The sequence below is a fragment of the Streptomyces sp. NPDC088261 genome (assembly GCF_044740805.1).
Taxonomy (GTDB): Bacteria; Actinomycetota; Actinomycetes; order Streptomycetales; family Streptomycetaceae; genus Streptomyces.
Genome location: NZ_JBIURL010000001.1, coordinates 832,969 through 856,315, shown reverse-complemented (window position 1 = coordinate 856,315; position 23,347 = coordinate 832,969). Strand labels below are relative to the sequence as shown.

Below are 23,347 nucleotides of genomic sequence, written 5' to 3'. Positions count from 1 at the left end.
CCCACGCGGTACGGACACCGGAGAGTAGCGGGCCGCCAACAGGGAGCGATCCCCCGGAGGACGAGAGCCCGCCGCCCCGGCCCCGGCCCCGGCCACCCCCCTGCCCCCGGCGGAGAACGACGGAGAACGACGGAGAAACACATTCGCCGACTTCCGGCGCGGGGTGAGATCCTGGGCTCGGTATGTCTACTTCCTTCGCCGACCTGTCGACCCTGCTGGACGAGGTCTCGCTGCGCGACGCGCAGCGGCTCGGCCGCCGGCTCGAAGGCTCCCGGCGCATCCGCAAGCCCGAGGCGCGGCAGGCCGTGCTCGACGAGATCGCCCGCGAGGCCGAGAAGGCCGCCGGGCGGACGCGGGCACGCGGTGCGCGCGTGCCCGCGGTCTCGTACCCCGAGCAGCTGCCCGTCAGCCAGAAGAAGGACACCATCCTGGAGGCGATACGCGACCACCAGGTCGTGATCGTCGCGGGCGAGACCGGGTCGGGGAAGACGACGCAGATCCCCAAGATCTGTCTGGAACTGGGCCGTGGCGTCCGCGGGATGATCGGCCACACCCAGCCCCGCCGGATCGCGGCCCGTACGGTCGCCGAACGGGTGGCCGAGGAGCTGGACACCCCGCTGGGCGAGGCCGTCGGCTGGAAGGTGCGCTTCACCGACCAGGTGAACCAGGACGCGACGTTCGTGAAGCTGATGACGGACGGCATCCTGCTCGCGGAGATCCAGACGGACCGCGACCTGCTGGCGTACGACACGATCATCATCGACGAGGCCCACGAGCGGAGCCTCAACATCGACTTCCTGCTGGGGTACCTGGCCCAGCTGCTGCCCCGGCGCCCCGACCTCAAGGTCGTCATCACGTCGGCGACGATCGACCCCGAGCGCTTCTCGCGCCACTTCGGCGACGCGCCCATCGTGGAGGTCTCGGGCCGTACGTACCCCGTGGAGGTCCGCTACCGCCCGCTCCTGGAGGAGGAGGGCGACGACGGCGACCGCGACCAGATCACCGCGATCTCCGAGGCCGTGGACGAACTCCAGGCGGCCGGCCCCGGCGACATCCTGGTCTTCCTCTCCGGCGAGCGTGAGATCCGCGACACCGCCGACGCCCTGGAGAAGCGCAAGCTGCGCGGTACGGAAGTGCTCCCCCTCTACGCCCGGCTCTCGCACGCCGAGCAGCACCGCGTCTTCCAGCGCCACAGCGGCCGCCGGATCGTGCTGGCGACCAACGTCGCCGAGACCTCGCTGACCGTCCCCGGCATCAAGTACGTCATCGACCCGGGCACCGCCCGCATCTCCCGCTACAGCCACCGCACCAAGGTCCAGCGGCTGCCCATCGAGCGGATCTCGCAGGCCAGCGCCAACCAGCGCAAGGGCCGCTGCGGCCGTACGTCCGACGGCATCTGTATCCGGCTGTACTCGGAGGACGACTTCGACGCGCGCCCCGAGTTCACGGACGCCGAGATCCTCCGTACGAACCTGGCCTCCGTCATCCTCCAGATGACCGCCGCCGGGCTCGGCGAGATCGAGAAGTTCCCCTTCCTGGACCCGCCGGACCACCGCAACATCCGGGACGGCGTGCAGCTGTTGCAGGAGCTGGGCGCCTTCGACCCGGAGCATAAGGACGCCAAAAAGAAGCTGACGCCCCTCGGGCGCAAGCTCTCGCAGCTCCCCGTCGACCCGCGCCTGGCGCGGATGGTCATCGAGGCCGACCGCAACGGATGCGTACGGGAAGTGATGGTGATCGCCGCCGCGCTCTCCATCCAGGATCCGCGCGAGCGCCCCGCCGAGAAGCAGACCCAGGCCGACCAGCACCACGCCCGCTTCCGCGACGAGACGTCCGACTTCCTGGCCTTCCTCAACCTGTGGCGGTACGTACGCGAGCAGCAGAAGGCCCTGTCGTCCTCCGCGTTCCGCCGGATGTGCAAGTCGGAGTTCCTGAACTTCCTGCGGATCAGGGAGTGGCAGGACATCTACTCCCAACTGCGCACGGTCGCCAAGCAGATGGGCCTGCGGCTGAGCGACGACGACACGAACGCGCCCGACCAGGCCGTCCATGTCTCGCTGCTGGCGGGCCTGTTGTCGCACATCGGCATGAAGGACGTGAAGGAGGCCGGGCGCGAGACGGGCAAGGGCGCCTCGGTGAAGAACGAGTATCTGGGCGCCCGCAACGCCAAGTTCGCGATCTTCCCCGGCTCTGCGCTCTTCAAGAAGCCGCCCCGGTTCATCATGTCCGCCGAGCTGGTGGAGACCTCGCGCCTGTGGGCCCGGGTCAACGCCAAGGTCGAGCCGGAGTGGATCGAGCCGCTCGCCGGCCACCTCCTCAAACGGACGTACAGCGAGCCGCACTGGGAGAAGGACATGGCGGCCGTGATGGCGTACGAGAAGGTCACGCTGTACGGCGTGCCGATCGTCGCCCAGCGGAAGGTCAACTTCGGCCGGATCGACGCGGAGGTCTCGCGCGAGCTGTTCATCCGCAACGCGCTGGTGGAGGGCGACTGGCGCACGCACCACCAGTTCTTCCATGACAATCGCAAACTCCTGGGCGAGGTCGAGGAGTTGGAGCACCGCGCGCGGCGCCGCGACATCCTCGTGGACGACGAGACGCTGTACGACTTCTACGACGAGCGCGTGCCGGACGACGTCGTCTCGGGGGCGCACTTCGACGCGTGGTGGAAGGCGAAGCGGCGGGACGAGCCGGAGCTGCTCGACTTCGAGCGGTCGATGCTCATCCGGGAGAAGGCCGCCGGGTCCGTCACCAAGGACGACTATCCGGACTCGTGGGCGCAGGGCGCCCTCAAGTTCCGGGTGACGTACCAGTTCGAGCCCGGCGCGGACGCGGACGGCGTCACCGTGCACGTACCGCTCCAGGTGCTCAACCAGGTCACCTCGGAGGGCTTCGACTGGCAGATCCCGGGCCTGCGCGAGGAGGTCGTGGTGGAGCTGATCCGCTCGCTGCCCAAGGCGATCCGCCGGCACTACGTACCGGCCCCGAACTACGCGAAGGCCTTCCTGGAGCGCGCGGTGCCCCTTCAGGAGCCGCTGCCGGTCACGCTGGCCCGGGAGCTCCAGCGGATGGTCGGGGTGCCCGTGCGGGGCGAGGACTTCGACCTCTCGCGGATCCCGGACCACCTCAAGATCACGTTCCGCATCGTGGACGAGCGGCGCAGGCGGATCGCCGAGGACAAGGATCTGGACGCGCTCAAGCTCCAGCTGCGCCCCAAGGCCCGCCAGGCCCTCTCGAAGGCCGCCGCGGCCACGGCGGAGCGGGACGGCGGGGAGGCCATCGAGCGGTCGGGGCTGACGGACTGGACGATCGGTTCGCTGGTACGGATCTTCGAGACGCGCAGGGCCGGCCAGCCGGTCAAGGCGTATCCGGCGCTGGTCGACCAGGGCGCGTCCGTGTCCGTACGGCTCTTCGACACGGAGGCCGAGCAGCAGCAGGCGATGTGGGCCGGGACCCGGCGGCTGATCCTCCTCAACATCCCGGTGAACCCGGCCAAGTTCGCCTCGGACAAGCTGACCAACCAGGCCAAGCTGGCACTGTCCCGCAATCCGCACGGCTCCGTGCAAGCGCTGTTCGAGGACTGCGCCACGGCAGCGGCGGACAAGCTGATCGCCGACCACGGCGGCCCGGCCTGGGACGAGGAATCGTTCCGGAAGCTGTACGACAGGGTCCGCGCCGACCTCGTGGACGCGACGGTACGGACGGTCGGCCAGGTGCAGCAGATCCTGGCGGCCTGGCAGGCCTGTGAGCGCCGTCTGAAGGCCACGAACAGCCTGGTCCTGATCAACAACGTGCAGGACGTCAGGGACCAGCTGGCGGCCCTCGTGCCGGCCGGCTTCGTCACGCGTACGGGACTGCGCCGGCTGCCCGACCTGATGCGCTACCTGGTCGCGGTGGACCGGCGCCTGCAGCAGATGCCGACCAACGTCCAGCGCGACACGACGCGCATGGAGAAGGTCCACGAGATGCAGGACGAGTACGCGTGGCTGCTCGAACAGCTGCCGCGCGGGAGGCCGGTGCCCCGGGAGGTCCTGGACATCCGCTGGATGATCGAGGAGCTGCGGGTGAGCTACTTCGCGCACGCGCTGGGGACGTCGCAGCCCGTCTCGGACAAGCGCATCGTGAAGGCGATCGACGCGGCGGCCCCATGACCGGGGCCGGGCCGCCGGTCAGTTCGACCGCACCCTCCGAGCTGCTGTAGAGTCTCGTTTCGCAGCCGGGTGAACCGGCCGCGAATCTGGTCCTGTGGAGCAGTTTGGAGTGCTCGCCACCCTGTCAAGGTGGAGGCCGCGGGTTCAAATCCCGTCAGGACCGCAGTATCGAGAAGGCCCCGCGTCGTGGACGCGGGGCCTTCTTCGTGCGCGCGCTTCGGTCCGCGCTTCCCGGCCGGTCCTCACGGGGTGGGCAAGCGGTTCTCTCGTACGGGAAAAGGCCCGTCAACGCCGCAGTCACGGAAGGTCCAAATCCGCCGCCGGGGCTCCGAGCCGCCTTGACGACGTCTTCCGGCGGGGGTACCTACAGATGAGGGCCCCCTCCGCAGCCGGGGACCGCACCGGGGGTGGTGGGCATGGCGGCACCGACGACCAGACAGCCGAGACATGAGACGGGCGCACTGCTGCGCGCCCATCTGGCGGCCGCGTCGGGCCACCGGCACCTCACACGGCGCTGTGCGATCTGCCACCGCCTCCAACGGCTCGCCATGGAACCGGCGTCCGCGACCGTTATGGACACGGCCACAGACACGGAAGAGTGACTTCAGGACTGAATCATGGTGATCGGGGCAGGAGCCGAACCGTCGTTGGCAAGGCCCGAGAAGTGTGACGGGAGTCACCGAACCATTTTCTACCAGAGGGTCACTTACGCCCGCCCTACAATCCGGCAATTTAATATGTGCAATTGCACCCTCCCCCGAACCCCTCCAGAAGCACCAGTCCCACCCTCCACACAGCGCGCTGACAGGGTCCGGACAGCCCTCTCCCGGGGGCACAAAAAAGACCGCGCTGAACTCGGCGGAGTCCAGCGCGGCCGACGACTTGCCCAAATGGCGAGGGCATGGGGCCTGTTGGGGCAGGCGCCCGTCGTGTGGAGCTAAGGGGGCGGGAGACCGAGTTGGGGGCCCGGCTGTTCCCTGGTTGGTCGATACCTGACGGTGAGGTCAGGCGGTTGAGCCCTGATCGGTCGGTCAGGCCTCGCTGCGCTGCTGCGGAATGCCCGCAAGCAGTGCGCGAACCTCTGCCTCGCGATACCGGCGATGCCCACCGAGCGTGCGGATGGACGTGAGCTTGCCGGCCTTTGCCCAGCGTGTGACCGTCTTCGGGTCCACACGGAACATCGTGGCAACCTCAGCCGGGGTCAGCAGCGGCTCGGCGTCAGGGGTGCGAGCGGTCATGAGCGGCCTCCTCGGGAGAACCGAACCATCTCGGTTCTTTCCTCTAAATTCTGCACCTTGACCCACGTTGCCCGAAATGGCAGACGCGGGCCGAGTCGGTTATAGGACGAACGGCTTGTCCTCGGCACTACAACTACACCATCCGTCCAGCCACGTCGGCCAAACCGATGGAATTGCCCTCTGAGGTGTTCATCAGCGGCGGAAGCCGATGGACCATGCCATAGCGGACAGTCATGCCCCAGTGACGATCAGTCACAGAGTCATCGGGAGTCACCAACACCCCCCGCATAGCGTGCAATGCTGAGTATTCCGCCCCCACTTGGACGGAAGGAGCCCTCCCCGGACTCCTTGTCCTATTTTGACACGAGGAGGGGTGATCGGCGCAAGAGCCCCGTTAGTGCGGTCCGTCACGCTTGAGGGGTATAGGCCCGGATCGGGACCTCCGGCCTGGACAGGTTCAGACATGCTCACACCTGTCTGAACCAAGGAGCGCGCCCCGTTCCGCGCGACCCTTCCGCGCGACCTTTCCGCGCGGCGCGTGAGAGGCGCCCGAGGTCCGCCGGGCGCGTCAGTTCGCGAACTGCATGTCCCGGATCGCCTTCCAGCGCTCGGTGAGCCGCCCGTACGCCTCCCCCGCGCCCGCCCCGTCCCCGTCCCGCAACGCCGCGATCCCGGCCGCCACGTCGGCCGCCGAGCGGTCGCCCGCCAGCTGCGCCTCCGACAGGACGTACACGAGACCGCCGTAGTCCAGCTCGACCAGCGAGCGCGGGTGGAACTCCTCCAGCCACCGCCCGACGTCCACCAGCCCGTCGATCAGCGGCCCGTCGTCGACCGACTCCCGCAGCGTCTTCAGCGCGCGGGCCAGCCGCCGCCGCGCCTGGACCATCTCGGTCCGGTAGCGCATCACGGGCGCGCCGTCGCCGGCCGCCTCGTACAGCCGCTCGGCGTCCGAGAACAGCGTGAACCACCGCACCGGCACCTGCCAGACCGCCGTCCTGATCCACGGCCGCGCGTCCGGGTTCCGGTCCCGCCAGCGCTCGTAGTCCGCCGCCGCCTGCCCGCGCACCACCGGCGGCAGCACCGCGTCCAGCAGCGGCAGCGGCAGGACGTCCCCCAGCTCCTCCAGCGCCAGCCAGCCGCGCAGCCGGGTCCGCCACGGGCAGACGCACACCACCCCGTCGACCTCCGTCACGAAGGCGTCGCCGCTCTCGTGGACCGGCACGGGGACCGGGGGTGTGGGCAGCAAGTCGGCCAGGGAACGCCGTAGTTCGTCCTGTGCGGTCGGCGTACGGTCCCGCCGGGCATATCGCGCCCAGTGGCTCCGTTCGGGCTCGGGAAAGGCGGCCAGCGGCTCGTACACCCGCAGGTAGGACGCGTAAGGGACAAGTACAGAAGACACCGCCGGCATGACGGGATCGTCCCATGCCCGCACCCCCCGGGAGGGTGATCCTGGGCACTGCGGCCGAACCACGCCCCCCGGGGGACTTACCCTCGTGCCCAACTGGTCCCTCCCCACCCGCCGGAGGGGCTTTCCGCCGCTTCGTACCTTGGGAGTCACCACCGTGACCGATGTGACCGACGGCGTCCTGCACACCCTGTTCCGATCGGAGCAGGGTGGCCATGAGCAGGTCGTGCTCTGCCAGGACCGCCGCAGCGGCCTCAAGGCCGTCATCGCCCTCCACTCGACCGCCCTCGGCCCCGGCCTGGGCGGCACCCGCTTCTACCCGTACGCCTCCGACGAGGAGGCCGTCGCCGACGCGCTGAACCTCTCCCGGGGCATGTCGTACAAGAACGCCCTGGCCGGGCTCGACCACGGCGGCGGCAAGGCCGTGATCATCGGCGACCCCGAGCAGATCAAGACGGAGGAACTGCTCCTCGCGTACGGGCGGTTCGTGGCCTCGCTCGGCGGCCGGTACGTGACCGCCTGCGACGTCGGCACGTACGTGGCGGACATGGACGTGGTGGCGCGCGAGTGCCGCTGGACCACCGGCCGCTCCCCGGAGAACGGCGGCGCCGGCGACTCGTCCGTGCTGACGGCCTTCGGGGTCTTCCAGGGCATGCGGGCGAGCGCCGAGCACCAGTGGGGCGACCCGTCGCTGCGCGGCAGGACCGTGGGGGTCGCGGGCGTCGGCAAGGTCGGGCACCACCTGGTGGGGCACCTGCTCCAGGACGGCGCGCGGGTGGTGGTCACGGACGTGCGGGAGGAGTCCGTACGGCGCCTCACGGACCTCTACCCGGAGGTCGGCGTGGTCGCGGACACCGACACGCTGGTCCGTACCGAAGGCCTGGACATCTACGCGCCCTGCGCGCTCGGCGGCGTGCTGGACGACGTGACCGTGCCCGCCCTCACCGCGACGGTGGTGTGCGGGGCGGCCAACAACCAGCTCGCCCACCCGGGGGTGGAGAAGGACCTCGCCGACCGCGGGATCCTCTACGCGCCCGACTACGTGGTGAACGCGGGCGGCGTCATCCAGGTCGCCGACGAGCTGAACGGATTCGACTTCGAGCGGTGCCGCGCGAAGGCCGCGAAGATCTTCGACACCACTCTTTCCATCTTCGCACGTGCGAAGAAGGACGGGATTCCGCCGGCCGCCGCGGCCGACCGGATCGCCGAGCACCGGATGGCCGAAGCCCGCCCCCGGTGAGCGTGGAGGGGCGGCCGCACCCCCGCGGGGAGACGAGACTCACCCCCGGTCGGCGGGTCGCCCCTCAATAAGAGGTTAAAATCGCAGCTGACCAGCGAGGACGGCGCGCTTCGCAGGTCCGGAGCCGAGGCGCGTCCTGCGGGCGGCGTACCGTATGGCCGCGGAAGCAGGTACCGTTGAAGCCTACGGACGGGTCTCTCCGCGGAGAGCTCGTTCTGAATTATGAACGCGTGTCAAGACTCTGGGGCCGTCGAGCCCCGTCACCGAGGGGGTCGAGCCATGGGGCGCGGCCGGGCCAAGGCCAAGCAGACGAAGGTCGCCCGCCAGCTGAAGTACAACAGCGGCGGGACAGATCTGTCGCGTCTGGCCAACGAGCTGGGCGCATCACCTACGAGTCAGCCACCGAACGCGGAGCCGTTCGAGGATGACGACGAGGAAGATGACCCGTACGCACAGTATGCGGATCGGTACAACGACGACGAGGACGAGGACGACGAGTCCGGGCCCTCGGCGCAGCGCCGCGGCGCTTGACGTCCGTACCCGCTTGACGTCCGTACCTCCGACGTCCGCGTATCTCCGGATCTCTCCGGCGGTTCTCACACCGACCCGGTCCAGGACTTCGGTCCCGGACCGGGTTCTGTGCTGCCCGGTGCCGTACCGGCCGGTGCGGTGGCCGGTACGGGCCGGTGAAGCGGCCGGTACGGGACCGGCCACCCGGCCTCAGCTCGCGCAGGCCCCCGGAACTCAGCTCGCGTAGTCACCGGACAGCGCCGCGCCCGTCGCGTGGCCGCCGCGTTCGGTGATCTCGCCGGCGACCCAGGCGTGCACGCCCCGGTCGGCGAGGGTGGTCAGGGCCGTGTCGACGGACTCCCCGGGGACGACGGCGATCATGCCGACGCCCATGTTGAGCGTCTTCTCCAGTTCGAGCCGCTCGACGTTCCCGGCGCGGCCGACGACGTCGAAGACCGCGTCGGGGGTCCAGGTCGAGCGGTCCACCCGGGCGTGCAGGGCGTCCGGGACGACCCGGGCGAGGTTGGCCGCGAGACCGCCGCCGGTGACGTGGCTGAACGCGTGCACCTCGGTGGTCCTGGTGAGCGCCAGGCAGTCGAGCGAGTAGATCTTCGTGGGTTCGAGCAGTTCCTCGCCGAGCGTGCGGCCGAACTCCGGGACCTCGCGGTCCAGGGACCAGCCGGCCCGGTCGAAGACCACGTGCCGGACCAGTGAGTACCCGTTGGAGTGAAGACCGGAGGACGCCATCGCGATCACCGCGTCACCCGTACGGATACGATCCGGCCCCAGCAGCTGGTCCGCCTCGACCACCCCCGTACCGGCGCCGGCGACGTCGAAGTCGTCCTCGCCGAGCAGCCCCGGGTGCTCGGCGGTCTCGCCGCCGACCAGCGCGCAGCCGGCCAGGACGCAGCCTTCCGCGATGCCCTTGACGATGGCGGCGACCCGCTCGGGGTGGACCTTGCCGACACAGATGTAGTCAGTCATGAAGAGCGGCTCGGCGCCGCAGACGACCAGGTCGTCCACGACCATGCCGACCAGATCGTGACCGATCGTGTCGTACACGCCCATCTTGCGCGCCAGGTCGACCTTCGTACCGACGCCGTCGGTGGCGGAGGCGAGGAGCGGCCGCTCGTAGCGCTTGAGGGCGGAGGCGTCGAAGAGGCCGGCGAAGCCGCCGAGGCCGCCGAGGACCTCGGGGCGCCTCGTCTTCCTCACCCACTCCTTCATCAGCTCGACCGCGCGGTCACCGGCTTCGATGTCGACGCCCGCGGCGGCGTAGCTGGCACCAGTGGTCGTATCGGACATGGCTGAGTACTTTCCTGTCGTCATGCTGTCGTCGTTCGGTCGTCGTGGTCGGCAAACGGACGCGGACCTGCGGCGGATGCGGAACTACGGGCGGCGGAGCGCCTCGGCCGCCGCGTTGGCCGGTCCCGCGGCCAGCTCGGTCTCCAGCAGCTGCTTGCCGAGCAGCTCGGGATCGGGGAGGTCCATCGGGTACTCGCCGTCGAAGCAGGCACGGCAGAGGTTCGGCTTGGCGATGGTGGTCGCCTCGATCATCCCGTCCAGGGAGATGTACGAGAGGGAGTCGGCGCCCAGCGAGACGCCGATCTCGTCGATCGTCATGCCGTTGGCGATCAGCTCGGCGCGGGTCGCGAAGTCGATGCCGAAGAAGCAGGGCCACTTGACCGGCGGGGACGAGATCCGGATGTGGACCTCGGCGGCGCCCGCCTCGCGGAGCATCTTGACCAGCGCGCGCTGGGTGTTGCCGCGGACGATCGAGTCGTCCACGACCACCAGGCGCTTGCCCCGGATGACTTCCTTGAGGGGGTTGAGCTTCAGCCGGATGCCCAGCTGGCGGATGGTCTGGGACGGCTGGATGAAGGTCCGGCCGACATAGGCGTTCTTGACGAGGCCCGAGCCGTACGGGATCCCGCTCGCCTCGGCGTAGCCGATGGCGGCCGGGGTGCCGGACTCCGGGGTCGCTATGACCAGATCGGCCTCGACGGGCGCTTCTTTCGCGAGTTTCCGGCCCATTTCCACGCGGGACAGATACACGTTCCGACCGGCGATGTCCGTGTCGGGACGCGCCAGGTAGACGTACTCGAAGACACAGCCCTTGGGCTTCGCTTCCGCGAATCGCTGGGTCCGCAGACCGTTCTCGTCGATGGCGATCAGCTCGCCGGGCTCGATCTCGCGGACGAAGGAGGCGCCGCAGATGTCGAGGGCGGCGCCCTCGGAGGCGACGACCCAGCCGCGCTCCAGCCGGCCGAGGACGAGCGGGCGGATGCCCTGCGGGTCACGGGCGGCGTAGAGGGTGTGCTCGTCCATGAAGACGAGCGAGAAGGCGCCCTGCACGTCGGGCAGGATCTTGGCGGCGGCTTCCTCGACCGTGAGGGGCTTGCCGTCGTCGTCCGTCTGGCCGGCGAGGAGCGCCGTGACCAGGTCGGTGTCGTTGGTGGCGGCCACGCGCGTGGGCCGGCCGTTCTCCTTGGGGAGGTCGGCGACCATCTCGGCGAGCTGGGCGGTGTTGACCAGGTTCCCGTTGTGGCCGAGCGCTATCGAGCCGTGGGCCGTGGCCCGGAAGGTCGGCTGCGCGTTCTCCCACACCGAGGCTCCGGTGGTGGAGTAGCGGGCATGGCCCACCGCGATATGACCGAGGAGGGAGCCGAGGGAGGTTTCGTCGAAGACCTGCGAGACAAGGCCCATGTCCTTGAAAACCAGGATTTGGGACCCGTTGCTCACTGCGATGCCCGCGGACTCCTGTCCACGGTGCTGTAGGGCATACAGTCCGAAATAGGTGAGCTTGGCGACCTCTTCGCCCGGGGCCCAGACTCCGAAGACGCCACACGCGTCCTGGGGGCCTTTCTCGCCGGGGAGCAGGTCGTGGTTGAGTCGTCCATCACCACGAGGCACGCCATCGAGTGTAGGCGAGATCGACCACGGGTCCGAATTGGGGATGGGACGTGGCCGGATATCGCCCCTCCGGACCGTACGCTCCGTTCCTCTCCTACTCCGTTGCGTAGCCGGTCGGGTGCATCGGCGCACGGGTGCCGGCGGGTATCGGCCACCCGTGCGGGCCGGTGCGGAAGCCCGGCGGGTGGCGCCTAGGCCGTCGTGGCGGGCAGGGCGGCGAGTCCGCCGTCCGCCCCGGTCAGCCACAGCCCGCCGTGGTTGACCTCATACGTGACCTTGCCGCGCAGGACCTTCAGCAGGTGCTTCTCGACCGCCGCCCGAGGGCCGGTACAGGCCATTTTTGTCGAGATCACCCGGCTGAACGTGATGGTGTCGCCGGAGACCTTCGCCCTGCCACCGAATCCGTTGCACCCCAGATTGCCCTGTACGGAACCGTCGGCGGCCAGCGTGAAGGACGCCGAGCCGTCCGTCCCGGCCGGCAGACGGGCGGCGCTCCCGTCGGAGGCGAGGGCGTTCACGGTCCACTTCGTGCCGGTCAGGGGCGCGGGAGGCCCGCTGGTCAGAGCCATGGAATCCCCGTCGGATGACGTGAGAGTGAGCCGATCACCGGTCACCTTCGACGTGAGCTTCCCGGTGAAGGCCGCGTCGAGCGCCTTGTTCAGCGCGTCGAGGTTCAGCACACAGTCGGCGGTCGCCGTCATGCGCTTCTTGCCGACGGTCACGGTGTCGTCCGCGACGGACACGTCCACCTCGTACTCGTCACAGCCCGTGGCCAGCGTCGCCTGCGTGGTGTCCCCGAACTCCAGCGAGGTCCCCGCCACCCCGGCGGTCCTTCTCCCGCCGACCGTCACGCTCTCCACGCTCCAGCGCACCCCGGTGAGCGCCGACTCCCGCACGGAGGCGTCGTCCCCCGACGCTCCCGTGGTCGTGGTCGAACTGGTCTCGGTCCCGCACGCCGCCAGGGTGAGCAGCGCGAGTGCGGTGATCGCGGTGACTGCGGTGCTCTGCTGTTTCTGCATGGGGGTGGGACGGATCACGCGCGCGGTCGGTTCCGTACGGTCGGGCACCCGGGGCCCGGACCTCTCCGTGACCAGAGAATCACCATCCGTATGAAATAGGGCGGCGCCCCTGCCTACGATCCTGAGTGACCGACGTCTCAGACGTCTCGAAGGGCCCACAGAGAATCGTGAAGCTGTATGCCATGGCGCGCAACGAGGTCCATCCGGACAAGTACCGGCGGCGCATGGAGTTGGAGGCGCGGGCGCGGACCATTGACGAGTACGCCGGGCATCTGGTGCCGGGCCTCGTCCAGACGGAGGACTACGCCCGCGCGGTGTTCCGACTCGGGGACCCGGAACTGACCCCGGAGGAGGTCGAGGAGAGGGTCGCGGCCCGCATGGGAAGGCAGACACTGCTTGGGGCCGTTCCGGCGCCCTACCTGTCCGTGATCCTGGACGAAGCTGTCCTGCGACGGACCATCGGCGCACCTGTGGTGATACGGGCACAGCTGGAAGCGCTGCTCCGGCTCGCGGACAGCCCCAGAGGCATCGTTCAGACAGCTGACCTCATCCGAATCACCATGGAGGAACTGTCCACATGACCACGACACCGGATCTCTCCTGCGCGACGTGGGTCAAGTCGAGCTACAGCAACACTGACGGCGGCAACTGCGTCGAGTTCGCCCCCGCCGCCCTCTCCGCCACCGGACTGATCCCCGTCCGGGACAGCAAGATGCCGACGGGCCCGGTGCTCATGCTGACCCCCGCCGCGTGGACCGCCCTCGTCACCCTCGCGACGGAAACGGACCTGCGCTAAGGGCCTCTCGGATCGGAACGCCCGGGACGGCCGCCGCTAAGTCGGCCGATTAACCTGCCGTAAGGAGCGGCTCGACCCTATCTGTCCGCGATCCCGAACGATGCGCGCTGTCTCCCCGCGAGACCGGCGCCCTCATCGCATCCGCCATGGAGGCACTTCCCACATGAGCATTTCGCAGGAGACGTCCCACGTGGAGTGGATCAAGTCGAGCTACAGCAACACCGACGGCGGCAACTGCGTCGAGTTCGCCCCCGCCGCCCTCACCACCACCGGACTGATCCCCGTCCGGGACAGCAAGATGCCGACGGGCCCGGTCCTCATGCTGACCCCCGCCGCGTGGACCGGCCTGGTCGCCCTCGCGGCGGAGACGGACCTGCGCTAAGGGCCTGTCGGATCGGAACGCCCGGGACCGGCCGCCGCAGGGTTGGCCGATCAGCCCATCAGCGGCAGCAGGCCCGACAGGTCCGCGCGCTCCCCGCTCGCGCTGACGCGCGCCGCGTCCACCTCCGCCGCCCACGTCGTGCGGCCCGTCGCCAGCCGGATCCAGGTGAGCGGGTCCGTCTCCACCACGTTCGGTGGGGTGCCGCGGGTGTGGCGAGGGCCCGCCACGCACTGGACCACCGCGTACGGCGGGATCCGCACCTCCGTCGACGCGCCCGGCGCCTTCGCCGCGAGGCCGTCGGCGAGCAGTCGCGTACAGGCCGCGAGGGCCTGGCGGTCGTACGGGACGGTCAGGCCGGTCGCGCGGTTCAGGTCGTCGGTGTGGACGACCAGCTCGACGGTCCGGGTGACCAGGAAGTCCGCCAGCCGCATCGTCCCGACCCGTACCGGCACCAACCGCTCGTCCGCCGCACCGGAAAGCGCCGCCGCCACCCGGTCCGCGGCCCGCGCGAACACCTCCTCGACCGGCCCGGACGCGGCGAGCGCCCGTACGTCCTCGCTGATGCTGTCCGCGTACGCCGCCGTCGCGAACGGCCACTCGTCCAGCCCGACCACCGGTCCACCCGGCGCCACCTCCGGCCCTTCCGCGGCGCGGGTGACCGACTCGACGACCATCGCGAGGTGCGCGGCCAGGTCCCGTACCGTCCAGCCGTCGAGCCCGGTGGCCGGCAGCGCCAGCCGCTCGTCGGAGAGCCCGGCGACGGCTTCCCGTACCGCCGCGAACTGCGCCAGGACGGCGGCCCGGATCTTCTCGGAGTCGTACTTGCGCGTGCGCTTCTTGGCCGGGGGCATGACCGCGAGGCTAACGGAGGGGCGGACGGGGGCGGAAAGGCCCTGAGCCTCCGGCCGGTGGGTCCGGGCGGAGGCTCAGGGCCTTTTCACCACATCGGTCTCACGCCTGGCGCGGGCGCTCCAGCGTCAGCAGCAGGCCCTCGACGGCGCCGGGGCCCAGGCGGCCCTTGACGTCCGCCGCCGTGATGGCCTTGAGGGCCCACCCGTCCTCGGCGTGCTTGTTGAGCGTCTTCTCCAGCTTGTCGCTGTCCAGGGCGTCGCCGATGAGCGATTCCCGGAACGTCACGACCTTGTACTCGAACGCCATGCGGTCCATCCCTCGGTCCTGCGTGTCCCGTGCGCACGGCGGGACGCGTACGCACGTCCGAACACGTGCGCGCCCAGCCAACCACGGCCGGATTCAGCCGAAGAGCGCGGGGATCGTGCTCCGGTGCGCCTCGGCGACCTCGCTCAGCGGGATGCCGAACTCGCCCTGGACCTCGATCTCCTCGCCGTCCACCACACCGATGCGCGTCGCGGGCAGACCGCGCGCCCCGCACATGTCGGTGAAGCGGAGTTCCTCGCTGCGCGGGACGGACACGACCGCGCGGCCGGCCGACTCGCTGAACAGGAAGGTGAAGGCGTCGAGGCCGTCCGGCACGACCAGCCGGGCGCCGTTCCCGCCGCGCAGGCAGGACTCGGTGACCGACTGGATCAGGCCACCGTCACTCAGGTCGTGCGCCGCGTCGATCATGCCGTCGCGGGACGCCGAGATCAGGATGTCCCCGAGCAGCCGCTCACGCTCCAGGTCCACCTTGGGCGGCAGACCGCCGAGGTGGTCGTGGACGACCTGCGACCAGGCCGAGCCGCCGAACTCCTCGTGGGTGTCACCGAGCAGGTAGAGGAGCTGGCCCTCTTCCTTGAAGGCGATCGGCGTACGGCGCGCCACGTCGTCGATCACGCCGAGGACGGCGACGACCGGCGTCGGGTGGATGGCCGCGTCGCCCGTCTGGTTGTAGAGCGAGACGTTGCCGCCGGTGACGGGCGTGCCCAGCTGGAGACAGCCGTCCGCGAGACCGCGGATCGCCTCGGCGAACTGCCACATGACGTCCGGGTCCTCGGGGGAGCCGAAGTTCAGGCAGTCGGAGATCGCGAGGGGCTTGGCGCCGGAGGCGGCGACATTGCGGTACGACTCCGCCAGCGCGAGCTGCGCGCCGGTGTACGGGTCGAGCTTCGTGAAACGGCCGTTGCCGTCCGTGGCGATGGCCACGCCCAGGCCCGTCTCCTCGTTGACGCGGATCATGCCCGCGTCCTCGGGCTGGGCGAGCACAGTGTTGCCCTGCACGAACCGGTCGTACTGGTCCGTGACCCACGCCTTCGACGCCTGGTTCGGCGAGGAGAGGAGCCGGAGGACCTGCTCCCGCAGCTCGGCGGAGGTCGCGGGCCGCGGCAGCTTGTTCGCGTCGTCGGCCTGGAGGGCGTCCTGCCAGGACGGGCGGGCGTACGGGCGGTGGTAGACGGGACCGTCGTGCGCGACCGTACGGGGGTCGACGTCCACGATCTTCTCGCCGTGCCAGAAGATCTCCAGCCGGTCGCCGTCCGTGACCTCGCCGACGACGGTGGCGATGACGTCCCACTTCTCGCAGATCGCGAGGAACCGGTCGACCTTGTCGGGCTCGACCACCGCGCACATGCGTTCCTGCGACTCGCTCATGAGGATTTCCTCGGGCGAGAGCGTGGAGTCGCGCAGCGGTACGTCGTCCAGCTCGACGCGCATGCCGCCGGAGCCGTTCGACGCCAGCTCGCTCGTCGCGCAGGACAGGCCGGCCGCGCCGAGGTCCTGGATGCCGACGACGAGCTTCTCGGCGAAGGCCTCCAGCGTGCACTCGATGAGGAGCTTCTCCTGGAAGGGGTCGCCGACCTGGACGGCGGGACGCTTCGACGGCTTCGTGTCGTCGAAGGTCTCGGAGGCCAGGATGGAGGCGCCACCGATGCCGTCGCCGCCGGTGCGGGCGCCGTACAGGATCACCTTGTTGCCGGGGCCAGAGGCCTTGGCGAGGTGGATGTCCTCGTGCCGCATGACGCCGATGGCACCGGCGTTGACCAGCGGGTTTCCCTGGTAGCAGGCGTCGAAGACCAGCTCGCCGCCGATGTTCGGCAGACCGAGGCAGTTGCCGTACCCGCCGATGCCCGCCACCACGCCGGGCAGGACCCGCCGCGTGTCGGGGTGGTCGGCCGCGCCCATCCGCAGCGGGTCCACGACCGCGACCGGGCGGGCGCCCATCGCGATGATGTCGCGGACGATGCCGCCGACGCCGGTGGCCGCGCCCTGGTAGGGCTCGACGTACGACGGGTGGTTGTGGGACTCGACCTTGAAGGTGACCGCGTACCCCTGGCCGACGTCCACGACGCCCGCGTTCTCGCCGATGCCGACGAGCATGGCGTCGTTGGCGGGGACCTTGTCGCCGAACTGCTTGAGGTGGACCTTGCTGCTCTTGTACGAGCAGTGCTCCGACCACATGACGGAGTACATGGCCAGCTCGGCGCCGGTCGGCCTGCGGCCGAGGATCTCGCGGACCCGGAGGTACTCGTCCTCCTTGAGGCCGAGCTCCTTCCAGGGCAGTTCGACGTCGGGCGTGCCGCTCGCGTGCTTGACGGTGTCGAGGGTCACGCTCGGTCGCTCCTTCGCGTCCAGTGGTCCAGCTGATGCAGTTCGGAGCGGTCAGTCGCTCCCTCGGCTGTTCCGGTATCCAGGGTCATCAGGCGCTTACCAGCTTCTTCAGGATCGAGGTGAAGAATCCCAGGCCGTCGGTACGGCCCGTACCGATCAGCGGCTCCACGGCGTGCTCGGGGTGCGGCATCAGGCCGACGACGTTGCCGGCCGCGTTCGAGACGCCGGCGATGTCGCGGAGCGACCCGTTCGGGTTGCCGTCCAGGTAGCGGAACGCGACCCGGCCCTCGGCCTCCAGCTCGTCGAGCGTGCGCTCGTCGGCGACGTACCGGCCGTCGATGTTCTTGAGGGGGACGGAGATTTCCTGGCCCGCGGAATAGTCGGCGGTCCAGGCGGTGTCGGCGCGCTCCACCCGCAGTTTCTGATCGCGGCAGATGAAGTGCAGGTGATTGTTGCGCAGCATGGCGCCCGGCAGCAGATGCGACTCGGTGAGGATCTGGAAGCCGTTGCAGATTCCGAGGACCGGCATACCGGCCTTGGCCTGCTCGATCACCGTGGCCATGACCGGCGAGAACCGGGAGATGGCCCCGGCCCGCAGATAGTCGCCGTAACTGAAACCGCCGGCCAGGACGACCGCGTCGACCTGGTGGAGGTCCTTGTCACGGTGCCAGAGCGCGACGGGCTCCGCGCCGGCGATCCGGACGGCCCGCAGGCTGTCCCGGTCGTCGAGCGTGCCGGGGAAGGTGACGACTCCGATACGAGCGGTCACTTCGACTCCTCGACCTTCACGACGAAGTCCTCGATGACGGTGTTGGCGAGGAAGGTCTCGGCCATCTCGTGGATACGGGCGAGGGCGGCCTCGTCGACCGGCCCCGCCACCTCCAGTTCGAAGCGCTTTCCCTGACGGACGTCGGCGATCCCCTCGAAGCCCAGCCGGGGCAGCGCGCGCTGCACCGCCTGGCCCTGCGGGTCGAGGATCTCCGGCTTGAGCATGACGTCGACTACGACGCGTGCCACGGGCACTCCCGGTGGTGTGGTGCGGCTGTGTTCCGCCGCGTTCTGCTGTGTTCTGCCGTGTTCTGCCGTGTTCTCCAGGGGAATCCCCCTCGGCCCCCCGAGCTCCCCTCAGCGTACCCGGCCGGAAAATCTACGCGAGTAGATATGAACAGGGATACGCTGCCCCCGAAGCCCCGCCGCAGATCAGGCCATGATTTCCGGAGGGCGGTACGCCAGGGAAAATCCCGGGAAAAAGTCGGGTTCCCCCATTGCCGCGAGACACGCTGATGCAATTGGCTGGGCTTCACAATGCCGGGCCGACCGCTGTACAAAGGAATACAGCGGAAAGCCGCATTGTCCCTTAACAGCCGGAAGGCCGGTATCACCGCACGTCAGCCGTGTTTCCGGACGGCCCCGGGCGAGGCGATACCGCAAGAAAGGACCGATATCCGTGGCGCAGCGCGTAGTGGTCACACTCTCCGACGATCTCGACGGCGGAGAAGCGGCGGAAACGGTCGCGTTCGGCCTGGACGGGAAGTCGTACGTCATCGACCTCAATCCCGCCAACGCGAAGAAACTGCGCAAGGCCCTGGCTCCCTACCTGGCCGCGGGCCGCAGGCAGACGAACGCCGCCAAGAACGGCAAGAACCGCGTCACCTACCGGCACACCGCCCTGGCCCCCGATCCGGCGGCCGTCCGGGCGTGGGCGCTCTCCCACAAGATGGCGGTACCGGCCAGGGGCCGGATCCCCAAGCGCGTCTACGAGGCTTTCAGAGAAGCGAGTTGATGCCCGGGGCGCCGCCCGGGTGCCGGGCCGGAGGTGGTCGCCGGCACCCGCGGGCGGCGCCACGTGACGGCCGGGCGACGCGGCGGCGAACCGAGTTGGAACCACCCTCGCTGATCGGCTAGAGTCTGGAGCACGCCGAAGGGCAAGGCCGAAGGGCCGGACCCCAAGCAGCGTGCGGGTGTAGTTCAGTAGTAGAACGCCCCCTTTCCAAGGGGGAGGCGCAGTGTGCAATTCCTGTCACCCGCTCTGCATCGCTCGATCTTCGGTCCACTCCGGTGGATCGGGTAGGGTGATGCGAAGTACGCATCGATTGCTCGATCTCGGTGCCGTGCGGACGTAGCTCAGTTGGTAGAGCGCAACCTTGCCAAGGTTGAGGTCGCCAGTTCGAACCTGGTCGTCCGCTCAAGAAGGGGAAGCCCCCGGTCATTCGACCGGGGGCTTCTTCGTGGGTGTGGGCATGAGTGCTGTACGCGATGACAAATGTCATCGGCGGCGATGACAGCGCGCACTGTCGGGTGGTCCGGTCGGGCGGAAGCCTGGAAGACATGACACCGACTTCCCCTCCCGACGACCCTGTCATCGAGACCGACGAGCTGCGCCGTACGTACAGCGGCGGCTTCACCGCCGTGGACGGCGTCTCCTTCGCCGTCGGACGCGGCGAGCTGTTCGCCCTGCTCGGCACGAACGGCGCGGGCAAGACCTCCACCGTGGAGGTGCTGGAAGGCCTCGCCCGCCCGAGCGGCGGACGCGTACGGATCCTCGGCCGCGACCCGTACGCGGAGCGCGCCGCCGTCCGCCCCCGGATCGGCGTGATGCTCCAGGAGGGCGGCTTCCCCTCCGACCTGACCGTCGCGGAGACGGTACGGATGTGCGCCGGCTGCACCAGCGGCGCGCGGCCGACGGACGAGGCGCTGGGCCTGGTCGGGCTCACCGCGCGGGCCCGGGTCCGGGTCAAGCAGCTGTCGGGCGGCGAGCGGCGGCGCCTGGATCTGGCGCTGGCGCTGCTGGGCCGCCCCGAAGTGCTCTTCCTGGACGAGCCGACGACCGGGCTGGACGCCGAAGGGCGCCGCGACACCTGGGAGTTGGTCCGGGAGCTGCGGGACGAGGGCACGACCGTCCTCCTGACCACGCACTACCTGGAGGAGGCCGAGGCCCTGGCCGACCGGCTGGCGATCATGCACCAGGGGCGCATCGTGACCACCGGCACACCGGCCGAGGTGACCGAGGAGCGGCCGGCCACGATCCGGTTCGTCCTGCCCCACGACGTTCTGCCCGAACGGCTGCCCCTGTCGCTGCGGGCCGGCGCGGAGGGGCGGCGGATCGAGATCCGTACCCGACGGCTCCAGGAGGATCTGCACGAACTCCTGCGGTGGGCGCGGGAGTCGGACGTACAGCTGGCGGAGCTGGACGCGCGGTCCGCCTCGCTCGAAGACGCTTTCCTCGACATCGCGGCGCGCAGCGCGGAAACGGCGGGTGCACGATGAAGACGGCGCAGACAGTGATGGCGGGGACGGCGGAAAAGGCAGGGACCGAGGGCGGTACGGGTGGGCTCACCACGTCCGCCGGGCGGCTCGCCGCCCTCGGGCGCGCCGAGCTGACGCTGCTCGTGCGGAACAGGACGGCGCTGTTCACCGCGCTGTTCGTGCCCATCGCGATGATGGGGTCGATCAAGGTCTCGCTGGAAGGCACCGACCTGGGCGGCGCCGGGGTGACCGTCGCCGAGGCGGCCCTGACCGGGGGCGTCGGGACGGTGCTGCTGATGGTCGTGTACGCGAACCTCGTCTCCGCGTACACCTCCCGGCGCGAGGAGCTGGTGCTCAAGCGGCTCCGCACGGGAGAGACCGCCGACCGCGAGATCCTCGCCGGGACCGCGCTGCCCGCCGCCGCGCTGGCGCTCGTGCAGTGCGTGGTCCTGGTGGCGGCCGGCAGCCTGTTCCTCGACGTGGGCGGGGTCCGGCGGCCCGATCTGCTCGCCGCCGGGCTGCTGGCCGCGATCGTGCTGCTCACGGCGCTGGCGGCCACGACGTCCGTCCTCACCCGTACCGTGGAGAGCGCGCAGATCACGACGATGCCGATGTTCCTGGTCTCGCTGCTCGGCTCCGGCCTGTTCGTGCCGCTGGACACGCTGCCCGACCGGGTGGCGTCCGTGTGCGAGCTGCTGCCGATGACCGGCGTGATGACGCTGGTCAGGGCAGGCTGGATAGGCGGGGTGGACGGGGCGGATCTGCTCGGCGCCGGTATCAGCGCCGTGGCCTGGACGGTGCTCGCGGCGTACGCCGTGCGGCGCTGGTTCCGCTGGGAGCCGCGCCGCTGAGGCGGGGGCCGGGGCCGACGAGGCTGAGACGGGCGCCCGGAACGACGAGAATGGGGCGGGGTCCGGAACGACGAGAATGAGGCGGAAAGGACGCGATGTCCCGGCTGACGGACCGATGGCACCGGAAGAGCAAGCCGGGCAAGGTCGAGAGCTACACCCGGTGGACGTTCCACACCTTCGGCCTGGTCGAGGTCAGCCTGGTCTGGAGCGTCGACCCGCTCCAGGGCTGGCTGGTCCTGCTGTCGGGCCTGCACGCCGGGATGTGCGTCGTCCTCCAGGGCCGGGCGCTGGACTGGCGGCGCGGGAGGCGCGAGCGGCCCGTACGGCTCGGTCTGGCGACGGCGGCCGTGACGGTGGTGAGCGCTCTGGTGGTGCTCGTCCTGATCAAGGCCGGTGCCGTCGCCGACGACGGGTCGGCCGCGGTGCTGCTGGTCGCGTTCGCCACCTACGGCCTCGGGGCGATGTCGCTGACGCTGCGGACCTCCCGGCACATGGCGTACGCGCTGCTGGCCACGATCGCCGGAACCGGGGTCGCGGCGACGGCGCTGCGGCTGCCCCCGTCCCACGTCCTGGGGCTGGTGCTCGCCGTCCTGTCCGCGGGCGCGGCGATCGTCGTCACGTACATCCTCTCGGTGTGGCTGCTCAACACCGTCTGGGAGCTGGACGCGGCCCGCGAACTCCAGTCCCGGCTCGCGGTCGCGGAGGAGCGGCTGCGCTTTGGGCGTGATCTGCACGACGTGATGGGCCGCAACCTGGCGGTGATCGCGCTGAAGAGCGAGCTGGCCGTGCAGCTCGCCAAGCGCGGGCGGCCGGAGGCGGTGGTGCAGATGGCCGAGGTGCAGCGGATCGCCCGGGAGTCGCAGCGGGAGGTACGGGACGTGGTGCGCGGATACCGCGAGGCGGATCTGCACACCGAGATGGAAGGGGCGCGCGGGGTGTTGAAGGCGGCGGGCATCGACTGCCGGATCGAGGGGGACGACGGGGGCGGGCTGTCGCCGGGGGTGCAGTCGGCGCTGGCGTGGGTGGTCCGGGAGGCGACGACGAACGTGCTGCGGCACGGGGACGCGCGGCGGTGCACCGTACGGCTGACGGAGGGGTACGGGGACGGGGACGCCGGTTACGGGGACGCGCCGGCGGCGGTTCTGGTGGTGGAGAACGACGGGGCGGCGGAGGGTGCCGGCGGGAAGGCGGGGACCGGGGCCGGGGGCTCGGCGGGCGGCGGGCGGGGCCAGGTGCGGAAGGGCTCCGGTCTCGACGGGCTGCGGGAGCGGCTGGCGGTGGTGGACGGGACGCTGGACGCGGGGCGGGTGGAGGGCGGCCTGTTCCGCCTGACGGCGCGGGTGCCGCTGCCGTTGCCGTTGGCGCTGCCGGGGCCGGGGCCCGTACCGGCGTCCGGAGCCGAGTCCGTCACGCTCGGAGGAGAGGCGACGGCATGACGGACGACAGGCACGACACGGACGACACGGACGGGCGCGTACGGGTACTGCTCGCCGACGACGAGCATCTGATCCGGGGCGCGTTCGCCGCGCTGCTCGCGCTGGAGGACGACCTGGTCGTGGTCGCCGAGGCCGCCTCGGGCCCCGAGGCGCTGGCCATGGCGAGGGCCCACCGGCCGGACGTGGCCGTCCTGGATCTCCAGATGCCGGGCGCCGACGGTGTGAGGGTCGCCACATCTCTCCGTACCGAACTGCCCGGCTGCCGGACGATGATCGTGACCAGCCACGGCCGCCCCGGCCACCTGAAACGGGCGCTGGCGGCGGGGGTGCGGGCCTTCGTCCCGAAGACGGTCAGCGCGCGCGGGCTCGCCGAGATCATCCGTACCGTCCACGCCGGAAACCGCTACGTGGACCCGGATTTGGCGGCCGACGCGATCTCCGCGGGGGACTCGCCGCTGACCGCGCGGGAGGCGGAGGTGCTGGAGCTGGCGGCTGACGGGGCGCCGATCGCGGAGATCGCGCAGCGCGCCTCGCTGTCCCAGGGAACGGTACGGAACTACCTGTCCTCGGCGGCCTCCAAACTGGGGGCGGAGAACCGGCATACGGCAGTGCGTCTCGCACGGGAGCGAGGTTGGGTATAGTAGTTCTCGCGCCGAGGC

The 23,347-nt window shown here is 70.2% G+C and carries 22 protein-coding genes and 3 tRNA genes; 15 read left to right on the top strand and 10 right to left on the bottom strand.

What is annotated here, in order from left to right:
• Positions 1–182: 182 nt before the first annotated feature.
• The 3 genes from hrpA to ACIODU_RS03695 all read left to right on the top strand — a co-directional run bounded on the left by hrpA (position 183) and on the right by ACIODU_RS03695 (position 4,753).
• Complete coding sequence (hrpA, locus tag ACIODU_RS03705) at positions 183–4,151, top strand: ATP-dependent RNA helicase HrpA (protein WP_401763391.1); 3,969 nt, start codon at positions 183–185, stop codon at positions 4,149–4,151.
• 88 nt (positions 4,152–4,239) lie between these two features.
• Positions 4,240–4,314, top strand: a tRNA-Asp gene (locus ACIODU_RS03700).
• A gap of 253 nt (positions 4,315–4,567) precedes the next feature.
• The gene (locus ACIODU_RS03695) at positions 4,568–4,753 is read left to right on the top strand and encodes a DUF6274 family protein (RefSeq protein ID WP_356431196.1); all 186 of its coding nucleotides are present in this window, start codon (positions 4,568–4,570) and stop codon (positions 4,751–4,753) included.
• Between the two features lie 429 nt (positions 4,754–5,182).
• Here the strand turns inward: ACIODU_RS03695 and bldC are convergent, their stop codons facing one another.
• Together bldC and ACIODU_RS03685 are read right to left on the bottom strand one after the other, a co-directional pair.
• Complete coding sequence (bldC, locus tag ACIODU_RS03690) at positions 5,183–5,389, bottom strand: developmental transcriptional regulator BldC (protein ID WP_003949541.1); 207 nt, start codon at positions 5,387–5,389, stop codon at positions 5,183–5,185.
• Between the two features lie 568 nt (positions 5,390–5,957).
• Entirely contained in the window at positions 5,958–6,797 is an 840-nt protein-coding gene (locus ACIODU_RS03685; RefSeq protein ID WP_401763389.1) for a hypothetical protein, read from the bottom strand.
• Positions 6,798–6,951: 154 nt separating this feature from the next.
• Here ACIODU_RS03685 and ACIODU_RS03680 point away from each other — a divergent pair, with 154 nt between their 5' ends.
• Both ACIODU_RS03680 and ACIODU_RS03675 read left to right on the top strand, forming a co-directional pair.
• On the top strand, positions 6,952–8,034 hold the full coding sequence (locus ACIODU_RS03680) for a Glu/Leu/Phe/Val dehydrogenase dimerization domain-containing protein (RefSeq protein ID WP_356431200.1): 1,083 nt from the start codon (positions 6,952–6,954) through the stop codon (positions 8,032–8,034).
• A gap of 279 nt (positions 8,035–8,313) precedes the next feature.
• Positions 8,314–8,565 (top strand): DUF3073 domain-containing protein, encoded by a 252-nt coding sequence (locus ACIODU_RS03675; RefSeq protein ID WP_161310486.1) that lies wholly within the window; start codon positions 8,314–8,316, stop codon positions 8,563–8,565.
• A gap of 213 nt (positions 8,566–8,778) precedes the next feature.
• Here the strand turns inward: ACIODU_RS03675 and purM are convergent, their stop codons facing one another.
• The 3 genes from purM to ACIODU_RS03660 all read right to left on the bottom strand — a co-directional run bounded on the left by purM (position 8,779) and on the right by ACIODU_RS03660 (position 12,494).
• Positions 8,779–9,849: a phosphoribosylformylglycinamidine cyclo-ligase gene (gene purM, locus ACIODU_RS03670; RefSeq protein ID WP_401763384.1), complete on the bottom strand. Its 1,071-nt coding sequence runs from the start codon at positions 9,847–9,849 to the stop codon at positions 8,779–8,781.
• An 84-nt stretch (positions 9,850–9,933) separates the two neighbouring features.
• Positions 9,934–11,457 (bottom strand): amidophosphoribosyltransferase, encoded by a 1,524-nt coding sequence (purF, locus tag ACIODU_RS03665; protein WP_161310484.1) that lies wholly within the window; start codon positions 11,455–11,457, stop codon positions 9,934–9,936.
• Between the two features lie 191 nt (positions 11,458–11,648).
• A complete protein-coding gene (locus tag ACIODU_RS03660; RefSeq protein WP_401763381.1) occupies positions 11,649–12,494 on the bottom strand; it encodes an META domain-containing protein in 846 nt (281 codons plus the stop codon).
• 107 nt (positions 12,495–12,601) lie between these two features.
• On the opposite strand from ACIODU_RS03660, the gene ACIODU_RS03655 reads away from it, so the two are divergent.
• The 3 genes from ACIODU_RS03655 (at position 12,602) to ACIODU_RS03645 (ending at position 13,654) form a co-directional block, all read left to right on the top strand.
• Positions 12,602–13,057, top strand: coding sequence for a DUF5753 domain-containing protein (locus ACIODU_RS03655; protein WP_401763378.1), 456 nt, complete (start codon positions 12,602–12,604; stop codon positions 13,055–13,057).
• Positions 13,054–13,272, top strand: a complete 219-nt coding sequence (locus ACIODU_RS03650) for a DUF397 domain-containing protein (RefSeq protein WP_401763375.1) — start codon at positions 13,054–13,056, stop codon at positions 13,270–13,272. Before ACIODU_RS03655 ends, ACIODU_RS03650 begins: the two co-directional genes overlap by 4 nt.
• Positions 13,273–13,435: 163 nt before the next feature.
• The gene (locus ACIODU_RS03645) at positions 13,436–13,654 is read left to right on the top strand and encodes a DUF397 domain-containing protein (protein WP_356431208.1); all 219 of its coding nucleotides are present in this window, start codon (positions 13,436–13,438) and stop codon (positions 13,652–13,654) included.
• A 50-nt stretch (positions 13,655–13,704) separates the two neighbouring features.
• Here ACIODU_RS03645 and ACIODU_RS03640 read toward each other — a convergent pair whose 3' ends face one another.
• The 5 genes from ACIODU_RS03640 to purS all read right to left on the bottom strand — a co-directional run bounded on the left by ACIODU_RS03640 (position 13,705) and on the right by purS (position 18,172).
• Positions 13,705–14,505, bottom strand: a complete 801-nt coding sequence (locus ACIODU_RS03640; protein ID WP_401763372.1) for a sterol carrier family protein — start codon at positions 14,503–14,505, stop codon at positions 13,705–13,707.
• A 100-nt stretch (positions 14,506–14,605) separates the two neighbouring features.
• Positions 14,606–14,821: a DUF4177 domain-containing protein gene (locus tag ACIODU_RS03635; RefSeq protein ID WP_356431212.1), complete on the bottom strand. Its 216-nt coding sequence runs from the start codon at positions 14,819–14,821 to the stop codon at positions 14,606–14,608.
• Positions 14,822–14,905: 84 nt separating this feature from the next.
• Complete coding sequence (gene purL, locus ACIODU_RS03630) at positions 14,906–17,155, bottom strand: phosphoribosylformylglycinamidine synthase subunit PurL (RefSeq protein ID WP_356431214.1); 2,250 nt, start codon at positions 17,153–17,155, stop codon at positions 14,906–14,908.
• 88 nt (positions 17,156–17,243) lie between these two features.
• Positions 17,244–17,924, bottom strand: coding sequence for a phosphoribosylformylglycinamidine synthase subunit PurQ (gene purQ, locus ACIODU_RS03625; protein WP_356431216.1), 681 nt, complete (start codon positions 17,922–17,924; stop codon positions 17,244–17,246).
• Positions 17,921–18,172 (bottom strand): phosphoribosylformylglycinamidine synthase subunit PurS, encoded by a 252-nt coding sequence (purS, locus tag ACIODU_RS03620; RefSeq protein ID WP_161310479.1) that lies wholly within the window; start codon positions 18,170–18,172, stop codon positions 17,921–17,923. Before purS ends, purQ begins: the two co-directional genes overlap by 4 nt.
• 430 nt (positions 18,173–18,602) lie before the next feature.
• Here purS and ACIODU_RS03615 point away from each other — a divergent pair, with 430 nt between their 5' ends.
• From ACIODU_RS03615 to ACIODU_RS03585, 7 genes are all read left to right on the top strand, one after another.
• Positions 18,603–18,938, top strand: a complete 336-nt coding sequence (locus ACIODU_RS03615) for an Lsr2 family protein (protein ID WP_356431218.1) — start codon at positions 18,603–18,605, stop codon at positions 18,936–18,938.
• Between the two features lie 174 nt (positions 18,939–19,112).
• A tRNA-Gly gene (locus ACIODU_RS03610) sits at positions 19,113–19,184 on the top strand.
• Positions 19,185–19,268: 84 nt separating this feature from the next.
• Positions 19,269–19,341 (top strand) — tRNA-Gly (locus ACIODU_RS03605).
• A 142-nt stretch (positions 19,342–19,483) separates the two neighbouring features.
• Complete coding sequence (locus tag ACIODU_RS03600) at positions 19,484–20,422, top strand: ABC transporter ATP-binding protein (protein WP_401763367.1); 939 nt, start codon at positions 19,484–19,486, stop codon at positions 20,420–20,422.
• Positions 20,423–20,439: 17 nt separating this feature from the next.
• Positions 20,440–21,252, top strand: coding sequence for an ABC transporter permease (locus tag ACIODU_RS03595; protein ID WP_401763548.1), 813 nt, complete (start codon positions 20,440–20,442; stop codon positions 21,250–21,252).
• A 95-nt stretch (positions 21,253–21,347) separates the two neighbouring features.
• The gene (locus ACIODU_RS03590; RefSeq protein WP_401763365.1) at positions 21,348–22,688 is read left to right on the top strand and encodes a sensor histidine kinase; all 1,341 of its coding nucleotides are present in this window, start codon (positions 21,348–21,350) and stop codon (positions 22,686–22,688) included.
• Positions 22,685–23,329, top strand: coding sequence for a response regulator (locus ACIODU_RS03585; protein ID WP_401763362.1), 645 nt, complete (start codon positions 22,685–22,687; stop codon positions 23,327–23,329). Before ACIODU_RS03590 ends, ACIODU_RS03585 begins: the two co-directional genes overlap by 4 nt.
• The last annotated feature ends 18 nt before the right edge of the window (positions 23,330–23,347 follow it).

Excerpts from the sequence above, each read along its gene's own strand:
- ACIODU_RS03595 (WP_401763548.1), top strand. The coding sequence starts at position 20,440 with ATGGCGGGGACGGCGGAAAAGGCAGGGACCGAGGGCGGTACGGGTGGG.
- ACIODU_RS03695 (WP_356431196.1), top strand. The coding sequence starts at position 4,568 with ATGGCGGCACCGACGACCAGACAGCCGAGACATGAGACGGGCGCACTG.
- ACIODU_RS03640 (WP_401763372.1), bottom strand. The coding sequence starts at position 14,505 with ATGCCCCCGGCCAAGAAGCGCACGCGCAAGTACGACTCCGAGAAGATC.
- ACIODU_RS03685 (WP_401763389.1), bottom strand. The coding sequence starts at position 6,797 with ATGCCGGCGGTGTCTTCTGTACTTGTCCCTTACGCGTCCTACCTGCGG.
- ACIODU_RS03600 (WP_401763367.1), top strand. The coding sequence starts at position 19,484 with ATGACACCGACTTCCCCTCCCGACGACCCTGTCATCGAGACCGACGAG.
- ACIODU_RS03585 (WP_401763362.1), top strand. The coding sequence starts at position 22,685 with ATGACGGACGACAGGCACGACACGGACGACACGGACGGGCGCGTACGG.
- hrpA (WP_401763391.1), top strand. The coding sequence starts at position 183 with ATGTCTACTTCCTTCGCCGACCTGTCGACCCTGCTGGACGAGGTCTCG.
- purM (WP_401763384.1), bottom strand. The coding sequence starts at position 9,849 with ATGTCCGATACGACCACTGGTGCCAGCTACGCCGCCGCGGGCGTCGAC.
- ACIODU_RS03675 (WP_161310486.1), top strand. The coding sequence starts at position 8,314 with ATGGGGCGCGGCCGGGCCAAGGCCAAGCAGACGAAGGTCGCCCGCCAG.
- ACIODU_RS03650 (WP_401763375.1), top strand. The coding sequence starts at position 13,054 with ATGACCACGACACCGGATCTCTCCTGCGCGACGTGGGTCAAGTCGAGC.
- bldC (WP_003949541.1), bottom strand. The coding sequence starts at position 5,389 with ATGACCGCTCGCACCCCTGACGCCGAGCCGCTGCTGACCCCGGCTGAG.
- ACIODU_RS03645 (WP_356431208.1), top strand. The coding sequence starts at position 13,436 with ATGAGCATTTCGCAGGAGACGTCCCACGTGGAGTGGATCAAGTCGAGC.
- ACIODU_RS03590 (WP_401763365.1), top strand. The coding sequence starts at position 21,348 with ATGTCCCGGCTGACGGACCGATGGCACCGGAAGAGCAAGCCGGGCAAG.
- ACIODU_RS03635 (WP_356431212.1), bottom strand. The coding sequence starts at position 14,821 with ATGGACCGCATGGCGTTCGAGTACAAGGTCGTGACGTTCCGGGAATCG.